This window comes from Phocaeicola oris (genome assembly GCF_021295095.1).
Taxonomy (GTDB): domain Bacteria; phylum Bacteroidota; class Bacteroidia; order Bacteroidales; family Bacteroidaceae; genus Phocaeicola; species Phocaeicola oris.
Genome location: NZ_JAJLQX010000019.1, coordinates 48161 through 66109 on the forward strand (window position 1 = coordinate 48161; position 17949 = coordinate 66109).

The following is a 17949-nucleotide window of genomic DNA, read 5'->3' on the forward strand; positions in this document are numbered from 1 at the left end:
TGAAAATATAATTAATAATAGTTATTTATCAAAAGGTTTTATATCTTTGCATGAGTAAATAAAAAGAAAATATTCAAACTTTATAAAATTTAGTCACATGGAATATCTAACAAATGACAAGCTGGTCATTGTCGGCGCAGCCGGAATGATTGGCTCAAACATGGTTCAAACAGCTTTGATGTTGCACCTTACAAACAACATTTGCCTTTATGATGTATTCTCAGCTGAAGGTGTTGCTGAGGAAATGCGTCAGAGTGGTTTCGACGATGCAAATATCGTTTCAACAACTGACCCACAAGAGGCTTTCACAGACGCAAAATATATCATTTCCTCAGGTGGCGCTCCACGTAAAGAGGGTATGACTCGTGAAGATTTGTTAGCAGGAAACTCAAAAGCTGCTCAGGAATTAGGTGAAAACATTAAGAAATATTGTCCGAACGCTAAATTCTGTGTTATCATTTTTAATCCGGCAGACATCACCGGCTTGGTAACATTGGTATATTCAGGTTTAAAACCAAATCAAGTAGCAACACTTGCCGCTCTCGACTCAACTCGTTTGAAAGGTGCTCTCGCAAAACATTTTGGTGTCAGCCAAGCTGTTATTAAGAACGCTTACACTTATGGAGGCCACGGAGAGAAAATGGCAGTATTCGCGTCTCCAACAACCGTTGACGGTGTTAAGTTAGTGGATATCATTGCCGGTAAAGCTACAGTTAACGGTAAGGGATTAAGCGCAGACGAATGGGCTGTAATGCAGAAAGAAGTTACTCAGGGTGGAGCAAAGATTATCGAACTCCGTCGTCGTTCTTCATTCCAAAGTCCGTCATACTTAGCTGTTAAAATGATTGAAGCCGCTATGGGTGGTGAAGAGTTCGTTTATCCTTCAGGAACCTATGCCGACACATCTCGTTACAACCATGTAATGATGGCTATGCCTACCCACATCAACGCAGAAGGTGTATACACCAAACCTGTTATGGGTACAGCCGAAGAAATCGCTGCCTTAGACGCAAGTTACAAACACTTGCAAGGTCTTCGCGATCAAGTAATTGCTATGGGCAGTCTTCCTGCTGTTGAAGATTGGCACAAAGTTAATCCGAATCTCTAATAATTCCGATTCAATAAAAAATAGGTCTCTATTTTGATAGAGGCCTATTTTTTTATATCTTCGCTTCCGTTATGATCGATCGGGCAACCATAGATAAGGTAATGGATGCTTCCAACATTGTGGAAGTGGTTTCTGAATTTGTAACTCTCAGGAAACGCGGAGTGAACTATGTCGGGCTTTGTCCTTTCCATGACGATAAAACTCCTTCCTTCTATGTATCGCCGGCCAAGAATTTCTGTAAATGCTTTGCTTGTGGTAAAGGTGGAAATGCCGTTCATTTTATAATGGAACACGAACAACTGACATACCCAGAGGCTATCCGATGGTTAGCCAAGAAATACAATATAGAAATACAGGAAAAGGAATTAACTCCCGAAGAATTAGTCAGGCAAAACGAGAGAGAGAGCATGTTTGTAGTAAATAACTATGCTCGCGATTACTTTATGGATGTGCTGCATAATACTTCAGATGGGAAAAGCATCGGTATGACCTATTTTCATCAACGGGGTATTCACGATGATATGATTCAAAAATTCCAGTTGGGCTATAGCATAAGAAACAATCGCGCGTTCTCAAAAGAAGCGCTTCGAAAAGGATATAAAGAAGAATTCCTTACCGGTACCGGACTAAGCATTAAGCACGATGATGGGACTTTACGCGACCGATTTTGGGGAAGAGTCATGTACCCTTGGCATACCATAACCGGCAAAGTTGTCGCTTTCAGCGGACGAGTACTTGAATCGAATGCCAAAGTCGCTAAGTATGTCAACTCTCCGGAGAGTGACATCTATCAGAAACGAAAAGAACTCTATGGACTTTACTTTGCAAAACAAGCTATTGTGAAGCAATCGAAAGTCTACTTGGTTGAAGGTCAGATGGATGTTATATCCATGCACCAATGCGGCATTGAAAATGTTGTTGCCAACTCCGGAACCTCACTTACTCCGGAACAGATAAGATTGCTACATCGTTTCACGAATAATATTACCTTATTATATGATGGCGATGCTGCCGGTATACATGCCAGTATGCGTGGTATCGATCTTCTTCTATCGGAAGGAATGAACATAAAAGTATTACTGTTACCCAATGGCGAAGACCCTGATAGCTTTGCCCGTACGCATAATGCATCTGAATTTCAGGAATTCATCAATGAACATGAAGAAGATTTCATTCGTTTCAAAACCCGCGTTCTAATGGATGAAGCTAAAAACGACCCTGTTAAGCGAGCTCAATTAATAGCAAATATCGCCCAAAGTATTAGCCAAATACCGGATAAGATAATTCGTTTCACCTATAGTCAGGAATGCGCAAGCATCTTACAGGTAGATGAAAAGATAATCCTGAATGAATTTGAAAAGTACGTTAAGAAACGCAAAGAAGGATTCCTCTCCGAGCAACGAGAACAACGTGAGAGAAAAGATCAGGAATTAAATAAGACGATGAAACAAATCCGGCAAAGCAACGATGTTACCTCATTGCCGGAACCTCCCATGCAAGACGCAGGAATACCTGTCCCTGAAACTTTGGCAAACAATATCACTATGGAAGAGAATATTCCTGATCCTCCTTTTGATAATATGGAGCCAATAGTAGAAGAAAAGCCTTCCACTACTTATATATCATCATCCGAACGAGAGAAGTTCTTATTCTACGCTAAAGAAAAGGAATTAATGCGCGTAATCGTTCGCTATGGAGAATGTTCATTTTGCAAAATACAAGATGAAAATGGAAAAGACAAGAATTTATCTGTTCTTGAATTTATATATAAAGACTTGAATCATGACGGACTGCAATTCCATAATCCATTACATAACAGGATGATAGAAGAAGGAATGAAACATATTAAAGAAAGTGGATTTACTTGTGAACACTTTTATATTAATCATCCGGACCAAGAAATAAGTATGGAAGCAGTAGACTTATTAAGTAAGAAATATCAATTGAGTAAACTTTGGAATGATAACAGCTCAGAAAGAAATCACTTGGAACAAGACATCCCGGAAATTATTCTTTCGTACAAAAGCACGTATGTAAAGGAAGAAATGGACCAAATAAACCGTAAATTAGTTGATCCGGACATCATGAAAGATAATGATCAAATCGTTGAGATTATGAAACGATGTAAGGAACTAAGTCAGATTCAAAAACAAATCTCGCTAAAGAACGGACAAATTTTTCTTTAAACCTCACTAATTCTCTCCTCTAATTAAATTCATAAACTCTTGACGAGTCTTTGCCTGATTAAAAGCTCCGGTAAAATCAGAAGTCATGGTAATAGAGCCCTGCTTTTCCACTCCCCTCATTTGCATGCACATGTGCTGTGCTTCAAGAACAACCATTACACCTAATGGTTGAAGAGCTTCTTGAATACACTCTTTAATCTGACAAGTCATGCGTTCTTGAACTTGAAGTCGATGAGAAAACACATCCACCACCCTGGCAATTTTACTCAGTCCCGTAATATATCCATTAGGTATATATCCCACATGAGCTTTTCCATAAAAAGGAAGTATATGATGTTCGCAAAGAGAATAGAACGCAATATCCTTTACAATAACCATTTGACTATATGGTTCTCTGAAACGGGCTTGCATTAAAATGGCATGTGGATCTTGTTCATATCCTCGAGTCAAAGTAAGCATCGCTTTGGCAACCCTCTCAGGAGTCTTAACAACCCCTTCCCTTTCCGGATTCTCTCCAAGAAGCCTAAGAATAGCCTCATAATGCCCCATCAAATCCTCAATTTTCTCTTTTGCCCATTCCGGATGTGCTAATTCCTCCATAATCATTCCTTTGAAACATTAATTTGTTCACGAACAATAGACACTTCCTTAAAAAATCCTGTAGCTTTCAATTTCCTCATAGTAATATAAGCCTCCTCCATAGACTTGAAATCCCCTACTCGACACAGCCAACGCGGAGGAAGGAAATAAGTATAAACCGGAATGTCAGGGAATTCAGTTTCTACTTTATGAGCCACACTATGAGCCATGCTACGGGCATCACGGGAATTATTACCGGCATAAACTTGAACACGATATCCTCGAGCTTTCAACTCTCTATTCCCTGACTCATCAAACTTCTTTGGAATCCCAACCAAAGACGCGATAGAAGAATCCTGATGGATAGTAACTGTCCCCTGCCATGAACCACTCTGTTCAAGTTCTTCAAAAATATTATTCTGAGCCTTAACAGTCAAAGCAAAAAAGGCAAGAGCTATGGCAAATAAATATCTCATGTCGCAAATTAATAGATAATAAATAGTAGAAAGTGAGCAGAGAGTCCTCTGCTCACTTTATTAATTAGAATTATTTCTTCCACGCATCAATAATACCTTTGAAATCAGCGACCTTTAAAGATGCGCCACCAATCAATCCACCATCGATATTTGGCTTAGCGAATAATTCAGAAGCATTTCCCGGTTTACAACTACCACCATAAAGAATAGTAGTATCGTCAGCCACCTGCTTACCATATTTATCTGCAATAATACTACGGATAAAAGAATGTATTTCCTCTGCTTGCTCCGATGTAGCTGTTTTTCCGGTTCCAATAGCCCAAATAGGTTCATAAGCAATAATAATCTTTCCGAAATCTTCGGCACTCAAATTAAATACGCTACCCTCTAATTCTGCCTTAACAATCTCATTCTGCTTATTTGCCTCGCGTTCTTCCAAACTCTCGCCAATACAGAAAATTACTTTCAAATCATTCTTCAAGGCTAAAAGAACCTTTTCTTTCAAGATTTCCTGAGTTTCATGGTAGTAACCACGGCGCTCAGAATGACCTAAGATAACATATTGAGCTCCTGTGCTTTTTACCATCTCCGCAGAAACTTCACCGGTATATGCTCCATGCTCTTTATCTGCACAGTTTTCCGCGCCAAGACCTATTACTTCCTGATCCAAGAACTGGGCAATACTTGCCAAATGGATAAATGGAGTACAAATAATAACACCACAATGGGGCTTTTCTGCTTTTAATGTTTCATTCAACTCTTTTGCAAGAGCCACACCATCTTGCAGGTTCATGTTCATTTTCCAATTACCTGCTACAATTTTCTTTCTCATTTCAATTGTTTTATTTAAAAATTGATTATCTAATTTATTACTTCTTTCTATAGTTTCTATATTTTCCCCAGACAATATCAATCACACTGAAAAGAAATAGAGGCAAGACAAACCACCCCAAAACAAGCAATATCCGATGAACCGGACCACGTTGGTTAATATGTCCTAATGGCAACTTCTCTAACTTGTCCGTCAACTGATATTCGTCGGGAATATTCTCTACACTCCACTTATTAATAACGACTCCTTTCTTCAATAAAACCAAACCCGGATTCGAACGAATGATGGTTCGAAGGGTGGTATCATCGGTTATAGCAAATGGATATTCTGCTCCGGTTCGTTCCTGCCAGTACTGAATATCTTCATCCGGAGAAGCTGTTAAACAGTAGAAAGCATACCCGTTTTCTATACAATAATCATAAAGTTCATTTATCAAATCAACACGACTATCATCTGCCTCTTTCAACTGGTGCGCAATCAATAAAAACGAATAACTGACATTATTCAATACTGCTTCTGTTATGTCGTCCCCATCATCATGACGGACAATAGAAAAATCATGTATCGGAGGCTCATATCCTCTTTTCTTAACAACTGTACGCGAGTCTACAAAAGTCCATGTACTATCAGGATAATTATCTAATGTAAACTCCTTCTTTTTCCCATCTTTCTCCAAAACGAAAAATGTCTCATACTCGGTCGGGAACGCTCCTTCCGGAATCTCCATACCTTCTTTTATATTGGCTCCGATATGATAGGGACGGAAATCAAATACGGGTAAATTCCTTAAAGAATAAACCATCACCCCACCAATAAAGAGAAATGTGTAAAGCTCTATCAGCCAATCAAATCGTTGTGATACCAATGGACGAATCTGATTCCCCCATCGAAACACCGAGACTGCCGCAATGAGCAAAAATACATTCTTAAAAAATGTTTGCCAATTCGTTAACTTTATAGCATCACCAAAACATCCACAATCGGATATGGGATTCATTATTGCCAACCAAAAAGTCAACAACGTCATTATAATCATAAAGACAAAAACAAACGATGTTGAAACTCTTCTTCTAAATCCAAATAAAAGGAAAACTCCTAAACAGAACTCAACAAAAGCTATGAACAAAGCTCCCCCAAAAGGTATAACCGTAGATATAAGCGGTATAAAATTCAAAGCCTCAAAATAGTCCTGAATTTTATAAGTAGTCCCCAATGGATCGATAGCTTTGACAAAGCCGGAAAAAATAAAGACACCGGCTAAAACAAAACGACAGACATTCGTCCACAAACTAACTATTATGTCTAATTGTCTATTCTTCAATGTTTTGAATTCCAAACTCCAATTTTATCATTCCAAAAACAGCATAGTTTATGATATCCAAATAATTGGCATCAATACCTTCTGATACAATGGTGCTTCCATTATGGCTTTCTATTTCTTTTATGCGATTGACCTTTGTTAGAATAAAATCAGTGTACGAAGACATCCTCATATCTCGCCACGCTTCATTATAATCATGATTCTTGGCCTTCATCAGTTCCAAAGCCTTCTTTGCGTATTTTTCATATAGTTGTAAGGCTTCATCTACTGTAACATCAATTGTATCAGAATAACCCTTTTCCAATTGAATCAGGGCTATGATACCATAATTTATAATACCTATCAGCTCCGGTCGAATACCTTCGTCTACCATAGCGACATTGGTAATTTCCAACGTCCGAACACGCTTTGCTTTAATATAAATCTGATCAGTTAGCGACATCGGACGCATGATGCGCCATGACGCGCCATAATCTTTCAATTTCTTCGTAAACAAATCACGGCAGATAGCAATGATTTGTTCAAATTCTTTATTAGTATCTTCCATTCTTATTAATTAAGAAGCAAAGTTATACAAATTTCCGTAGAGGATTAAATAAAAAGGTGGAAAAGTAAATACTTCTCCACCTTTTATCTATTTTTAATGATTATTCTTATGAACAACGCAAAACTTGCCCGGGTCTCAGTGTCTTTCCTTTTGAAATATGATTCAACTTACACAACTGTGCAATAGAAATTCCAACCGAGTGAGCTATTTTACTCAAAGAGTCTCCCTTACGCACCTTATAATAACGGACATCGCCATTCTCCGAAGATGCCATCTGTCTTGAATTGCTGTAACGGCTTTTCCTGTCATACCGATTGTAGCCTTTACGGAACAGGTAAGTATCGGCGACTATATCCTGTTTCTCAAAATCAAACAATAACGCAGGATTGATAGCTTGTCCTAAAAAACGAGTTTCAAAATGCAAATGTGATCCGGTTGAACGACCGGTATTACCACCTAACCCTATTGCCTCGCCAGCCTCAACAAACTGATTTTCTGATACTAACTGTTTAGATAAATGTCCATATACCGTTTCCAAACCATTCTCATGACGAATAACTATATAACGCCCATAACCGCGTCTTTCATATTTTACAATACGAACTTTTCCTGAAAATGCAGCTCGAATTGTATCGCCAATATATACTTTTACATCCAAGCCATAATGCATGCGACGACGACGAGGACGGTAACCAAAAACATCCGTGATTTGCGTATGGTCGGTAGGCATACAAAAATTTACCAAATTAATACGAAAAGTATCCGGAATCGCTACATCAGCATATCCATGTACATATTCATTTTCCCAACTCGGATATAAATCATAAGCCGGATAGGCAGATTGCTCTGCTTTTATTTGACGTACCAAAGCTACGGAATCAACAGCTTTCAATTTCCTATCTATAGGCGCCTGTTTAGCTAACAAATCCTGAGCAGAAACATGGACACTCATTAAAACAAGTACTCCGGCTGTGATTATTTTCAATTTCTTAAAAGCCATTAAATTCTATATTTTTACATTCAAAGTGAATTACCCGATGGAAGTCATCAAGCATATATGAACTTTTTTCTTAAAAAATCGTGTCAAATATAATCTTTTTATTTGTAAATACAACTCCCGATTAACTCTTTTTGTACGTAGTGGTTTAATTTTCTATCACTTTTTATAATCTAACTACCTATTAATAAACAAGAAAGAAGCTATTTATGTTATTCAACACAAAATCAAATTTTAACATTAAAACGCTATTCAAAAGTTTGGAGACAAGCGCAAAAACACATGCTCTTCCTCAATTTGAGATAAAAAAGTCTATTTAACGTAAGTTCGATGAAATAATAGAGAGGTCATAGCCTACGAAGGCTGGATACAGTCTTATAGTATGTTGCTGAGGTATTTTTCCCTTTTTATTTGGTCCATTAAAATAGTCATAAAGAGATGGAGAAAAAGTCATACGTATGAATCAACCAACTCATGCGGATGAACCGAGCAACTCATACGCATGAATCGATCAACTCATACGTATCGTTTTTCATCCTCATACGCATCAGGGCAGCAGCTTATATAGTTGATATTTTTAATTGAAAATGAACATCTTTCAAGATATAACCGACCAATTCACATTCGTTTTCCTCATCGCGGCTAACTGTTTCCATACCACTCTATTCTCAGGTAATGTAGCATTAGGATCTTCATCTATAAAAACCTCAGCAACATCTCTCACATATTGTAACAGTTGCCCGTCATGCGACAAATCTGCGATTTTTAAATCAAAAGCTATTCCACTCTGCTGAGTTCCCTTCAAATCACCGGGACCACGGAGCTTCAAATCGGCCTCTGCAATCTCAAAACCATCATTCGTCTGAACCATGATTTCTATTCGTTTTCTGGTATCTTCCGATAATTTATAAGAAGTCACAAGCACACAATATGATTGATCGGCGCCACGACCTACCCTCCCCCTTAACTGATGTAACTGAGACAACCCAAAACGTTCCGCGTTCTCTATAACCATCACAGAAGCATTGGGTACATTAACTCCAACCTCAATTACCGTAGTAGCAACCATAATTTGTGTTTCACCATTTACAAAACGTTGCATCTCTGTGTCTTTTTCCTTAGGTTTCAGCTTACCATGCACTTTGCACACCTTATATTCCGGAAATTCTTTACATACCCGTTCATATCCATCCTCTAAATTTTTCAAAGCCAACTTCTCGTTTTCCTTTATCAAAGGATACACCATATATACTTGCCTGCCCGATTTTATCTGACCGCGAATAAAATTACAAAGACTGTTTCTATGGTTATCAAATACATGAATGGTTTTTACCGGCTTCCGCCCCGGAGGTAATTCATCTATAATAGAAACATCCAAATCTCCATATAAGGTCATAGCCAACGTTCGAGGAATCGGAGTCGCCGTCATCACCAATATATGAGGAGGGCATGCGCTCTTCGTCCACATTCTTGCCCGTTGAGCAACGCCAAAGCGATGTTGTTCGTCTATAATTACGATTCCTAACTTGGAAAAATTAACCGTATCCTCAAAGATGGCATGAGTCCCTATCAGAATCTTTACATCTCCGGTCTGCAAGTCTCTAAGAATCTGTTCTCGTTCTTTGCCTTTAACCGATCCCATCAGCAATTCCACCTGAATATCCATTCCAAAGAGGAGTTTTGATATAGTCTCATAATGCTGTGCCGCAAGAATTTCCGTAGGAGCGATAATACATGCCTGAAAACCATTGTCTAATGCCAAAAGCATAGCCAACAGCGCCACTAAAGTTTTTCCACTGCCCACATCACCCTGTAACAATCGGTTCATTTGACGTCCGCTTCGGGTATCATCTCGTATCTCCCTTACCACTCGCATTTGAGCATTAGTCAATTGAAAGGGAAGATTCTTCTGATAAAACGTATTAAATATTTTCCCTACCCGATTAAAACGATAGCCTAAGTATTTTTTTTGTCTATCGCGTACATACCTTAATATATTCAGCTGAACAAAAAAGAGTTCCTCAAACTTTAAACGATATCGAGCATTACGGAGTTGCGCCGGAGTTTGAGGGAAATGAATAAAACGCAAAGCATCATTAATACCTATAAGTTTATTCTTTTCAATGATTCGATTACTTAATGTTTCTTCTAACGGTTCCTTTAATAAGTTAAAAGCATTATGCATCAACTTCTCTATCATATATGAAGTCAGATTGCTCCGTTTCATCCGTTCTGTTGTGTTATAAAACGGCTGCATTCCCATAGAAGAAAGCGTTAAATCATCTACTTTATCAATATCGGGATGAGCTACATTTATTCTTTGTCCAAATACTGAAGGCTTTCCAAAAACAATATAATCTTGTCGAGCCTTATACGAATTCAAAATGTATTTAATCCCCTGAAACCATACCAAATCTATAATACCCGTTCCATCTGTAAAATGAGCAATCAATCTTCTGGTTCTGCCCTCGCCCAATGTTTCGAAACTAAGGATTTGTCCTTTCAACTGAATAAAAGGCATATTCCCATCTATCTCACTGATTTTATAAAGATGGCTTCTATCAACATATTTGTATGGGAAATAATATAGAAAATCGTACAAGGAATAAATTTTTAGTTCCTTGTTTAAAAGGGCAGCTCTTTGCGGACCAATGCCGGGCACATATTTTATATCGAAAGTTGTTATGTCAAACATGATTCACTCCTCATGCTGCTTCAATAACAATTCTCCTATTTTCAGATCAAGAGGAGTAGTAATCTTTATATTTTCTCGATTTCCTTCAATCATAAATATCTTCTTGCCCAATGCCTCCACCACCGAAGCATCGTCTGTAAAAGATGAAGAATAAGGTTGTTTATAGGCTGCTTTCAAGAGAGAGAGATTAAAAACTTGCGGGGTTTGCGCCAACTTGTATAAGTTTCTTGGAACTGTTACACTCTCCGCTCCACGCAACTGCCGAATGGTTTCGTATACATCAATAGCAGGTATGACAGCTTGTTTTTCTTCCGCTTCTTTATAGCATCTTGATATAACGTTTTCTGAGACAAAAGGTCTGACTCCATCATGTATTCCAACTAATCCATCCTCATCCTCCATTATAAGATCCAATCCTCTTTTTACAGAATGGAAACGAGTTTCTCCTCCGGAAACAATCTGAACAGGTATATTAAAATTATAACGACTACATAGTTCTCTCCAATAAGATTGATGATTATCAGGCAAAACCAAAATAATACGAATCTGTTTATCATAATAATAGAAGGCTTCAATAGTACGCATCAGCACCGGTTTTCCTGCCAAAAGCAAGAATTGCTTTGGTGTGTCACTTCCCATTCGAAGCCCTTTCCCTCCTGCTACAATGATAACAAACTTATTCATTCAAGAATCATTCCTTTTCTGACTTCTTTCACTTTAGCCAAGCCTATGTATTTCTCTGCAATAGCACACGCAAAGTCCATAGCGGCACCCGGTCCTTTACCTGTGATAATATTTCCATCTTTCTCAACTAAAGAGCCGGTACAAACTGCTCCGTGAAGGAAACTTTCGAAACCGGGATAACAAGTCGCCTTCTTACCATTCAATATTCCTCGTTTTCCTAAAACTAAAGGAGCAGCACAAATAGCAGACAAAGGTTTGGCAGCCTCCGCAAACGTACTAATCAATTTACTCAAGCCCACATGTGAATCAAGATTTGTCGCTCCGGGCATTCCTCCGGGAAGGACAATCATTTCCACATCATCGTGTTTCAGTTCTTCAAACAACTTATCGGCTACAACAGGAACATTATGAGCGCCAATCACTGTCTTCGATTTCATGATAGAAACCGTTTCAACCGGAACACCCGCACGACGTAAAACATCAACCGGAGTCAATGCTTCCACCTCTTCAAAGCCATCAGCTAAAAATACACAAATAGTTTTCATACGCTATAGTTTAAAAATCACTTCAATTTAAAATAATATGTAATAGTACCCATCTGGTTATTTACACCATCAATAGAATTAAATCGTGCCTTTTTCGCCGCGTTGACAGCAGCTTCACGCAACCTCGCATTAACGGTATTAGTCCGTTTGTTAATGGTTGTTCCTATCACTTGCCCCGCGGGATTAACTGTAATAGTCACTACCACCCGACCTTCATCTTGTACATTATACGTTGGCATAGGCAAGCCACCTGCCCCTATTGAGCGTCCATTCAAATCGAATGTTCCATAGCCTCCTACACCCGTACTCTTGCCAGTATTGGAATTCCCCGTTGGACTGCCTTCAATACCTTCCCCATGCTCACCTGTACCTCTGCTACCCATTTTAGTTCCTTTACTAAATGCTCCCGCAACAGATTGTGAAGCCGTAGCCGCTACCTTTTCCACAGTAGCTTGATGCTCTTCCGCAGTCTTATCAATCTCTGTTTTTTTCTCTACTGCCGGTTTCTTTGAATGCTTACGTTCTATGTTTTCCTTTGCCTTTATTTTTGTTTTATTCTTTACATTCTTTGCGGCAACCATCTTCACCGTTTTCTCCTCTTCTTGTGTAATCAGATTATCCGCTTTCGGTTCCGAAGGAAGTTCCGACTCCGGCTCTGAGCTTGTCATCGTCTCGGTTTGAGGCATACTTTTCTCCATTACATCAACCTGAGTAAGCATCATGGGGTCAGCATCTCCCGATGCCGCGTCTACATTACCCATCATAACGGGGACACCACCCTCTGCCTGAGCCTCCGGACGGTGGACAAAGACAAACAACAATACTAACAGTATGACAATATGAACTATCGTCGTACCTATCAAGCCTGCCATTTTATCTTTTCTTATTGCCATATTCTATTTCCTTTCCGAGGGACGAGTTGCCAACACCATCTTAAAATGATTCTCATTAGCAATATTCAGAACCTTTACAATTTCCCTGTAAGGCACAGTCTCATCTGCATAAAGAGCCACATACATTTCCGGTTCCTTCTCTGCGCATTGCTTAAGAAAATCCGATAAATCTGCTTCATTCACCGGCATCTCTGCTTCATTTCCAAAACCGGCGTAATAATTTATATTTTTATCAATAATCACTCGTGTCAGTGGCTTTGCCGAAGTCTGCTGCTTGCCTTGAGGAAGCAACACTTTAATAGCATTCGGCGAGACCATGGTAGAGGTAATCATGAAGAATATCAGCAAGAGAAATATAATATCCGTCATGGACGACATACTAAACTGTGGAGTAATCCGATGTCTTCTTTTAAGTGCCATAGGTCATCGTTTTTGAGTAGATTCCGATTGAGCAGGCTCGTTCAACAAATCCATGAATTCCATCGTTTTAGCTTCCATCTGACCCACTACCTTATCTATACGGGTGACTAAATAGTTATACGCAAACATCGCGATAATACCTACAATTAAACCTCCAACGGTGGTAATCATAGCTTCATAAATTCCACCTGAAAGCATCGTTATATCAATATTATTTCCCGCGTTCGCCATCTCCCAGAAACATCTTACCATACCGGTCACTGTTCCAAGGAATCCAATCATAGGTGCCCCACTCGCAATAGTGGAAACAATAGCTAAACCACTCTCCATCTTCGCGACTTCAATATTACCGGTATTCTCTATCGCTGCCTGAACATCCTGCACAGGATGTGCCATACGTGTAATGCCCTTTTCAATCATGTGAGCGGAAGGCGTATTGGTCATGCGACAATAATTAATAGCCGACTTGATTTCCCCCGTACGGATGTAATCGCGAATTCGTTCCATAAACAATGGATCGTCTTTTCCTGCCTTACGAATGACTGCTAATCGTTCAAAAAATATATAAAAACAAATCACTGAAAGAGCCACAAGGACAATCATAATCCAGCCACCCTTTGTAGCCATATCCCAAAGATTTATTTGTGTCTCACCGGAAACTCCTGTAAGAACAGGATTCGTAATTGAATCCGTTAACGCTGTCTGGGCAAGCATAAAACCAACATTCATCATGTTTAACTTATTTCTAAATTATATAATTACATTATTTGAAAACAAAGATAATGCAAATCGCTTTTGGGTACAATGTTTTAAATGTTTTTTTATATCTTTAATCCACTTTCGAAAACAGTATTAGAACTCATGTATATCATCACAGAAATTCAATTTATAGCTGTCCTTCCGTCAAAAAAAAGATTTACTCGTTTACATGCCCGTGAACGAGTAAATACTAAGCAGACAACGATTATTTATAAGTAATAAGTCTTATCCGAACCAAAGTAATGATTAAGGTATAAGACTTCTGCTTCTCATTTTTTCTTAAAGTAATCCAATGTCCAACTATCCATCCACTCTATTACAGGCGTATCATCTTCCTTAAACTGAACAGGCAACCAGATATAGCGGGCATCGCTCGGATGCTTCGGACGCCATATATCGGCCATAAAGATATACGCGTCGTCCATACCGTGAACTTTAAGGATATAAGTACTTTGTCCCCCAAAAGTCAATTCTTTATTCGGCCCGATACAAGGATTGGGATGTTGCGTCCACGGTCCCATGATATTATCGGCTGAGAACATTCGTGCTTCATTGGGAGCCCAACCGGTACAGCCGGAAGTAATCATCCAGTATTTCCCTTTTCTTTTAAACAACGCAGGAGCTTCATTCTGGCCCGATGGCGCAACCCTGACATACTTCCCTGAATGAGACAGATAATCATCACTCAATGCCGCTATTTGCAACGTATTATTCTCCTCTGACGCAAATATATGATAGGCCTTCCCATCGTCATCAACAAAGAGTTGCATATCGCGAGCCATCTGCCCTCCTTCCAAATCGCGTTTTAAAAACAAACCTTTCTTCACCGCGTCTATCCATTCCGGAGTCCATGCTTTCGGGTAATAAGCTTCTGTCAGCGTATCCATAACAGCTTTTTGTTCTTCGGTCATATCAAATGGTAATTTCCCTGCATTCACTCTTTCCGACCGGACAAACTTAAACGGACCGGCAGGAGTATCACTGACAGCCAATCCGGTACGAGCCGCAGTATATCCTTGTCCTTTCAGTTCCAGATGAAACCACATGACGAACTTCTGTGTTTTCTCATTATAAATAACCTTTGGGCGTTCAAGAACACAATGTTTGGTAATATCGCTACGCGGATCATCCTCAACAGCCAATGCCACTCCTTCGTTTTTCCAATCGGTCAAATTCTGGGAAGAATAGCACATGACTCCTACCATTGCGGCACTGGTCGTATCGCACTTATTCTCTCCATACCAATAATATTTATTTCCATAATAAAGGAGCCCGCCACCATGAGCGTTGATATGAACGCCATCAACATCCGGCCATATTTCTCCTGAACATATTGGTTTTAACGGCTGAGTACAACCATACCCCAATAACATTACCGCGCCAAGTAAACAGTTGATTATTTTCATCTTCATAATAGTATTGAAAGTCATTTTATGATAAACGAAGCCTGACTGCTGCTAATTCCTAATTCCGTTGTTCTGGTTCCGGGAGCAGCACCTGCAATCATAACAGAATAAGTACCTTTCATCAGTTTCGATGTTCCATCAGCTTGAACCATCTGAAGCTTTTCCGGAGCAATAGAGAAGGTGATTGTTTTATTCTCTTTAGGTTGGAGAATCACTCTCCGAAATGCTATTAACGATTCTATCGGAGTATGAACTCCGGCTTCGGGAGCTGACAAATAAACTTGCGCAACTTCGGTAACCGCTCTGTCACCATCATTCTTCAAAGTGACTTGTAACTGCAAATTCTCTTTGCCCTTGTACTTATTTGCATTGACTACAGTAGCGTCGCTGTAAGAAACTTTGCCATAAGTCAGGCCATATCCGAAAGGATACATGATATTATCTTTCATGTACTTATACGTACGCCCGTTCATGCTATAATCATCGTATGCGGGAAGCGCGTCAATCGACTTCGGGAAGGTAATGGGTAAACGACCGGTAAAACCGGCATCGCCAAAGAGCAAGTCACCCATAGCATATCCTCCCTCCTGTCCCGGATACCAAGCCATCACCACTGCATCGGATAGTTCACTGATTTCTGTCATATCAATAGGGCTGCCACCTGTTACCACAGTCACTATCTTATGCTTATTATCTTTCCGTAGATCTCGTAAATAGTTTAACTGACTCTCCGGCAACTTAATGTCCACACGGTCACCTCGGGCAGATGAAGCTATTGCCTCTCCCTCTTCTCCTTCTACGTTTCCGGAATTACCTATAAACAGAATACAAACTTCGGCACTTTTTGCTTCTCCTGTACTATAATCCATATCATTTAGCTTAGGCATAATAGCTAAAAAGCCCTGACGATAATTAATGCTTGTTCCCGCTGAGACTTTACTCGCGATACCCGATAAATAAGTACTCATCCTATCAGAAACACCATAGTAATTCCCCATTTCATAGAACACATCCGTTGCTGCCGGACCAATGACAAATAAGGACTTAATATCTTTTTTCAAAGGAAGTACATGGTCATTCTTCAACAACACCATACTTTCTTGCGCAGCCTTACGTGCAATATCAATATGCTTTTGACAGCCGATTACCGACTCTTGTTCTTCATTATAAGGGCATGACGGATCAGGTTCTAATATACCCAATTTTAATCGCGTCATCATGAGGGGCATCAACGCGTTATCAAGATCCGCTTCCGTAAGCAAACCTTGTTGAACAGCCTCTTCCAAATGAGAAAATGTATTACCGCATTCCAAATTCAACCCTGCCTTTACAGCAATAGCTGCCGCCTCCGCGCCCGACTTAGCTATCCGATGCCCTTTCCAAATATCGGTTACCGCTCCGCAATCGGAAACAATATGTCCTTTAAATCCCCAATCTTTTCTTAAAATATCCGTTAAAAGATAATCGCTCCCCGAAGCGCTCTTACCATAAACACGGTTATAAGCTCCCATAACAGCTTCCACTTTGCCTTGTTGAACAAGCATTTTAAAAGCGGGAAGATAGGTCTCGAACAAATCGCGTTTGCCGGGATTGACATCAAAAACATGACGGTCTTTCTCAGGTCCCGAATGAACAGCGTAATGTTTTGCACAGGCAGCGGCTCTCAAATAGAAAGGATCATCACCCTGCATACCTTTTACAAAAGCCGTCCCCAAGGTACCTGTCAAGAATGGGTCTTCACCATACGTTTCCATTCCGCGTCCCCAACGAGGGTCTCGAAAAATATTCACATTCGGAGACCAGAATGTCAATCCGGCATAGATGCCATAATTATGAATCTTTTGTGCCACATCATACTTCGCGCGTGCCTCTTTCGATACAGCTTCACCAATAGCATGAACCAAATCATCGTCAAACGTGGCGCCAAGACCTATCGGCTCCGGAAACATGGTAGCACGCCCGCTTCGGGCAACTCCATGAAGGGCTTCACTCCACCAATTATATGGTTTTACCCCCAGTCTGTCGATGCCTACCGCGTCATTCATCAACTGACCGACCTTCTCTTTAAGCGTCATTTGTGCAATAACGGCTTTCGCCTTTTCCTGCATTTGCGCTTCCTTGGGCATCTGTTCCTGTCCAAATGCCGGAACTGCCAAACACAATGTTAACCCAATAAATAAACTTCCGGTTCTCATAGTTATTTTATTCTTTTTATGACTATCATTTTTCTTTTCCAACATGCTACAAATATACTAAAAACACCGCAAAAAAGCTAATATTAATCACACAAAAATGATAGGGATATGCACATTTTTATTGAGTCTTTTCGCTTCGCAATCCCTTTATTTGTCAAAATACATTACCATCATATATTATAGGGAAAGAGCCTGCTTTTTCCGGTTTTCAGGGCGGGCTCCCTGTTCGGGAACGAAAAACAAAACCCGTTCGATTTTTTTCGCACTTTCCGGAAAAGCAGGCTCAGGACAACCTAAAACAGCGTT

16 protein-coding genes are annotated in these 17949 nt (G+C 39.7%); 2 read left to right on the forward strand and 14 right to left on the reverse strand.

Features of this window, described 5'->3' with window-relative positions:
- Positions 1-97 precede the first annotated feature (97 nt).
- Positions 98-1108 (forward strand): malate dehydrogenase, encoded by a 1011-nt coding sequence (locus tag LO761_RS09975; protein ID WP_272818143.1) that lies wholly within the window; start codon positions 98-100, stop codon positions 1106-1108.
- Between the two features lie 71 nt (positions 1109-1179).
- Positions 1180-3294, forward strand: a complete 2115-nt coding sequence (gene dnaG, locus LO761_RS09980) for a DNA primase (RefSeq protein WP_272818144.1) — start codon at positions 1180-1182, stop codon at positions 3292-3294.
- A 6-nt stretch (positions 3295-3300) separates the two neighbouring features.
- Here dnaG and folE read toward each other — a convergent pair whose 3' ends face one another.
- The 14 genes from folE to LO761_RS10050 all read right to left on the reverse strand — a co-directional run bounded on the left by folE (position 3301) and on the right by LO761_RS10050 (position 17574).
- A complete protein-coding gene (gene folE / locus LO761_RS09985) occupies positions 3301-3894 on the reverse strand; it encodes a GTP cyclohydrolase I FolE (RefSeq protein ID WP_272818145.1) in 594 nt (197 codons plus the stop codon).
- A gap of 2 nt (positions 3895-3896) precedes the next feature.
- Entirely contained in the window at positions 3897-4349 is a 453-nt protein-coding gene (locus LO761_RS09990) for an SPOR domain-containing protein (RefSeq protein ID WP_272818146.1), read from the reverse strand.
- Positions 4350-4419: 70 nt separating this feature from the next.
- Entirely contained in the window at positions 4420-5181 is a 762-nt protein-coding gene (tpiA, locus tag LO761_RS09995; RefSeq protein WP_272818147.1) for a triose-phosphate isomerase, read from the reverse strand.
- Positions 5182-5218: 37 nt separating this feature from the next.
- Complete coding sequence (locus LO761_RS10000) at positions 5219-6502, reverse strand: BT_3928 family protein (protein WP_272818148.1); 1284 nt, start codon at positions 6500-6502, stop codon at positions 5219-5221.
- Entirely contained in the window at positions 6492-7049 is a 558-nt protein-coding gene (locus LO761_RS10005) for a DUF1599 domain-containing protein (RefSeq protein ID WP_272818149.1), read from the reverse strand. Before LO761_RS10005 ends, LO761_RS10000 begins: the two co-directional genes overlap by 11 nt.
- Positions 7050-7155: 106 nt before the next feature.
- Positions 7156-8049 carry a M23 family metallopeptidase gene (locus tag LO761_RS10010; protein ID WP_272818150.1) on the reverse strand — a complete coding sequence of 298 codons (894 nt, stop codon included), beginning with the start codon at positions 8047-8049 and terminating at the stop codon, positions 7156-7158.
- Between the two features lie 595 nt (positions 8050-8644).
- Entirely contained in the window at positions 8645-10741 is a 2097-nt protein-coding gene (gene recG, locus LO761_RS10015) for an ATP-dependent DNA helicase RecG (RefSeq protein ID WP_272818151.1), read from the reverse strand.
- 3 nt (positions 10742-10744) lie between these two features.
- On the reverse strand, positions 10745-11425 hold the full coding sequence (locus LO761_RS10020; RefSeq protein WP_272818152.1) for a 2-C-methyl-D-erythritol 4-phosphate cytidylyltransferase: 681 nt from the start codon (positions 11423-11425) through the stop codon (positions 10745-10747).
- Positions 11422-11970, reverse strand: coding sequence for a DJ-1 family glyoxalase III (locus tag LO761_RS10025; RefSeq protein WP_272818153.1), 549 nt, complete (start codon positions 11968-11970; stop codon positions 11422-11424). Before LO761_RS10025 ends, LO761_RS10020 begins: the two co-directional genes overlap by 4 nt.
- A gap of 17 nt (positions 11971-11987) precedes the next feature.
- The gene (locus LO761_RS10030) at positions 11988-12857 is read right to left on the reverse strand and encodes an energy transducer TonB (RefSeq protein ID WP_272818157.1); all 870 of its coding nucleotides are present in this window, start codon (positions 12855-12857) and stop codon (positions 11988-11990) included.
- A 9-nt stretch (positions 12858-12866) separates the two neighbouring features.
- Positions 12867-13283 (reverse strand): ExbD/TolR family protein, encoded by a 417-nt coding sequence (locus LO761_RS10035; RefSeq protein WP_272818154.1) that lies wholly within the window; start codon positions 13281-13283, stop codon positions 12867-12869.
- Between the two features lie 3 nt (positions 13284-13286).
- A complete protein-coding gene (locus LO761_RS10040) occupies positions 13287-14012 on the reverse strand; it encodes a MotA/TolQ/ExbB proton channel family protein (RefSeq protein ID WP_407951564.1) in 726 nt (241 codons plus the stop codon).
- A gap of 299 nt (positions 14013-14311) precedes the next feature.
- Complete coding sequence (locus LO761_RS10045) at positions 14312-15454, reverse strand: glycoside hydrolase family 43 protein (RefSeq protein ID WP_407951563.1); 1143 nt, start codon at positions 15452-15454, stop codon at positions 14312-14314.
- A gap of 14 nt (positions 15455-15468) precedes the next feature.
- Positions 15469-17574, reverse strand: coding sequence for a glycoside hydrolase family 3 N-terminal domain-containing protein (locus LO761_RS10050; RefSeq protein ID WP_272818158.1), 2106 nt, complete (start codon positions 17572-17574; stop codon positions 15469-15471).
- Between the last annotated feature and the right edge of the window lie 375 nt (positions 17575-17949).

What these genes read in the sequence shown, in the direction of transcription:
- LO761_RS09975 (WP_272818143.1), top strand. Translation starts at nt 98, where the DNA reads ATGGAATATCTAACAAATGACAAGCTGGTCATTGTCGGCGCAGCCGGA.
- LO761_RS10040 (WP_407951564.1), bottom strand. Translation starts at nt 14,012, where the DNA reads ATGAATGTTGGTTTTATGCTTGCCCAGACAGCGTTAACGGATTCAATT.
- tpiA (WP_272818147.1), bottom strand. Translation starts at nt 5,181, where the DNA reads ATGAGAAAGAAAATTGTAGCAGGTAATTGGAAAATGAACATGAACCTG.
- recG (WP_272818151.1), bottom strand. Translation starts at nt 10,741, where the DNA reads ATGTTTGACATAACAACTTTCGATATAAAATATGTGCCCGGCATTGGT.
- folE (WP_272818145.1), bottom strand. Translation starts at nt 3,894, where the DNA reads ATGGAGGAATTAGCACATCCGGAATGGGCAAAAGAGAAAATTGAGGAT.
- LO761_RS10025 (WP_272818153.1), bottom strand. Translation starts at nt 11,970, where the DNA reads ATGAAAACTATTTGTGTATTTTTAGCTGATGGCTTTGAAGAGGTGGAA.
- LO761_RS10005 (WP_272818149.1), bottom strand. Translation starts at nt 7,049, where the DNA reads ATGGAAGATACTAATAAAGAATTTGAACAAATCATTGCTATCTGCCGT.
- LO761_RS10045 (WP_407951563.1), bottom strand. Translation starts at nt 15,454, where the DNA reads ATGAAGATGAAAATAATCAACTGTTTACTTGGCGCGGTAATGTTATTG.
- LO761_RS10050 (WP_272818158.1), bottom strand. Translation starts at nt 17,574, where the DNA reads ATGCCCAAGGAAGCGCAAATGCAGGAAAAGGCGAAAGCCGTTATTGCA.
- dnaG (WP_272818144.1), top strand. Translation starts at nt 1,180, where the DNA reads ATGATCGATCGGGCAACCATAGATAAGGTAATGGATGCTTCCAACATT.
- LO761_RS10035 (WP_272818154.1), bottom strand. Translation starts at nt 13,283, where the DNA reads ATGGCACTTAAAAGAAGACATCGGATTACTCCACAGTTTAGTATGTCG.
- LO761_RS09990 (WP_272818146.1), bottom strand. Translation starts at nt 4,349, where the DNA reads ATGAGATATTTATTTGCCATAGCTCTTGCCTTTTTTGCTTTGACTGTT.
- LO761_RS10020 (WP_272818152.1), bottom strand. Translation starts at nt 11,425, where the DNA reads ATGAATAAGTTTGTTATCATTGTAGCAGGAGGGAAAGGGCTTCGAATG.
- LO761_RS10010 (WP_272818150.1), bottom strand. Translation starts at nt 8,049, where the DNA reads ATGGCTTTTAAGAAATTGAAAATAATCACAGCCGGAGTACTTGTTTTA.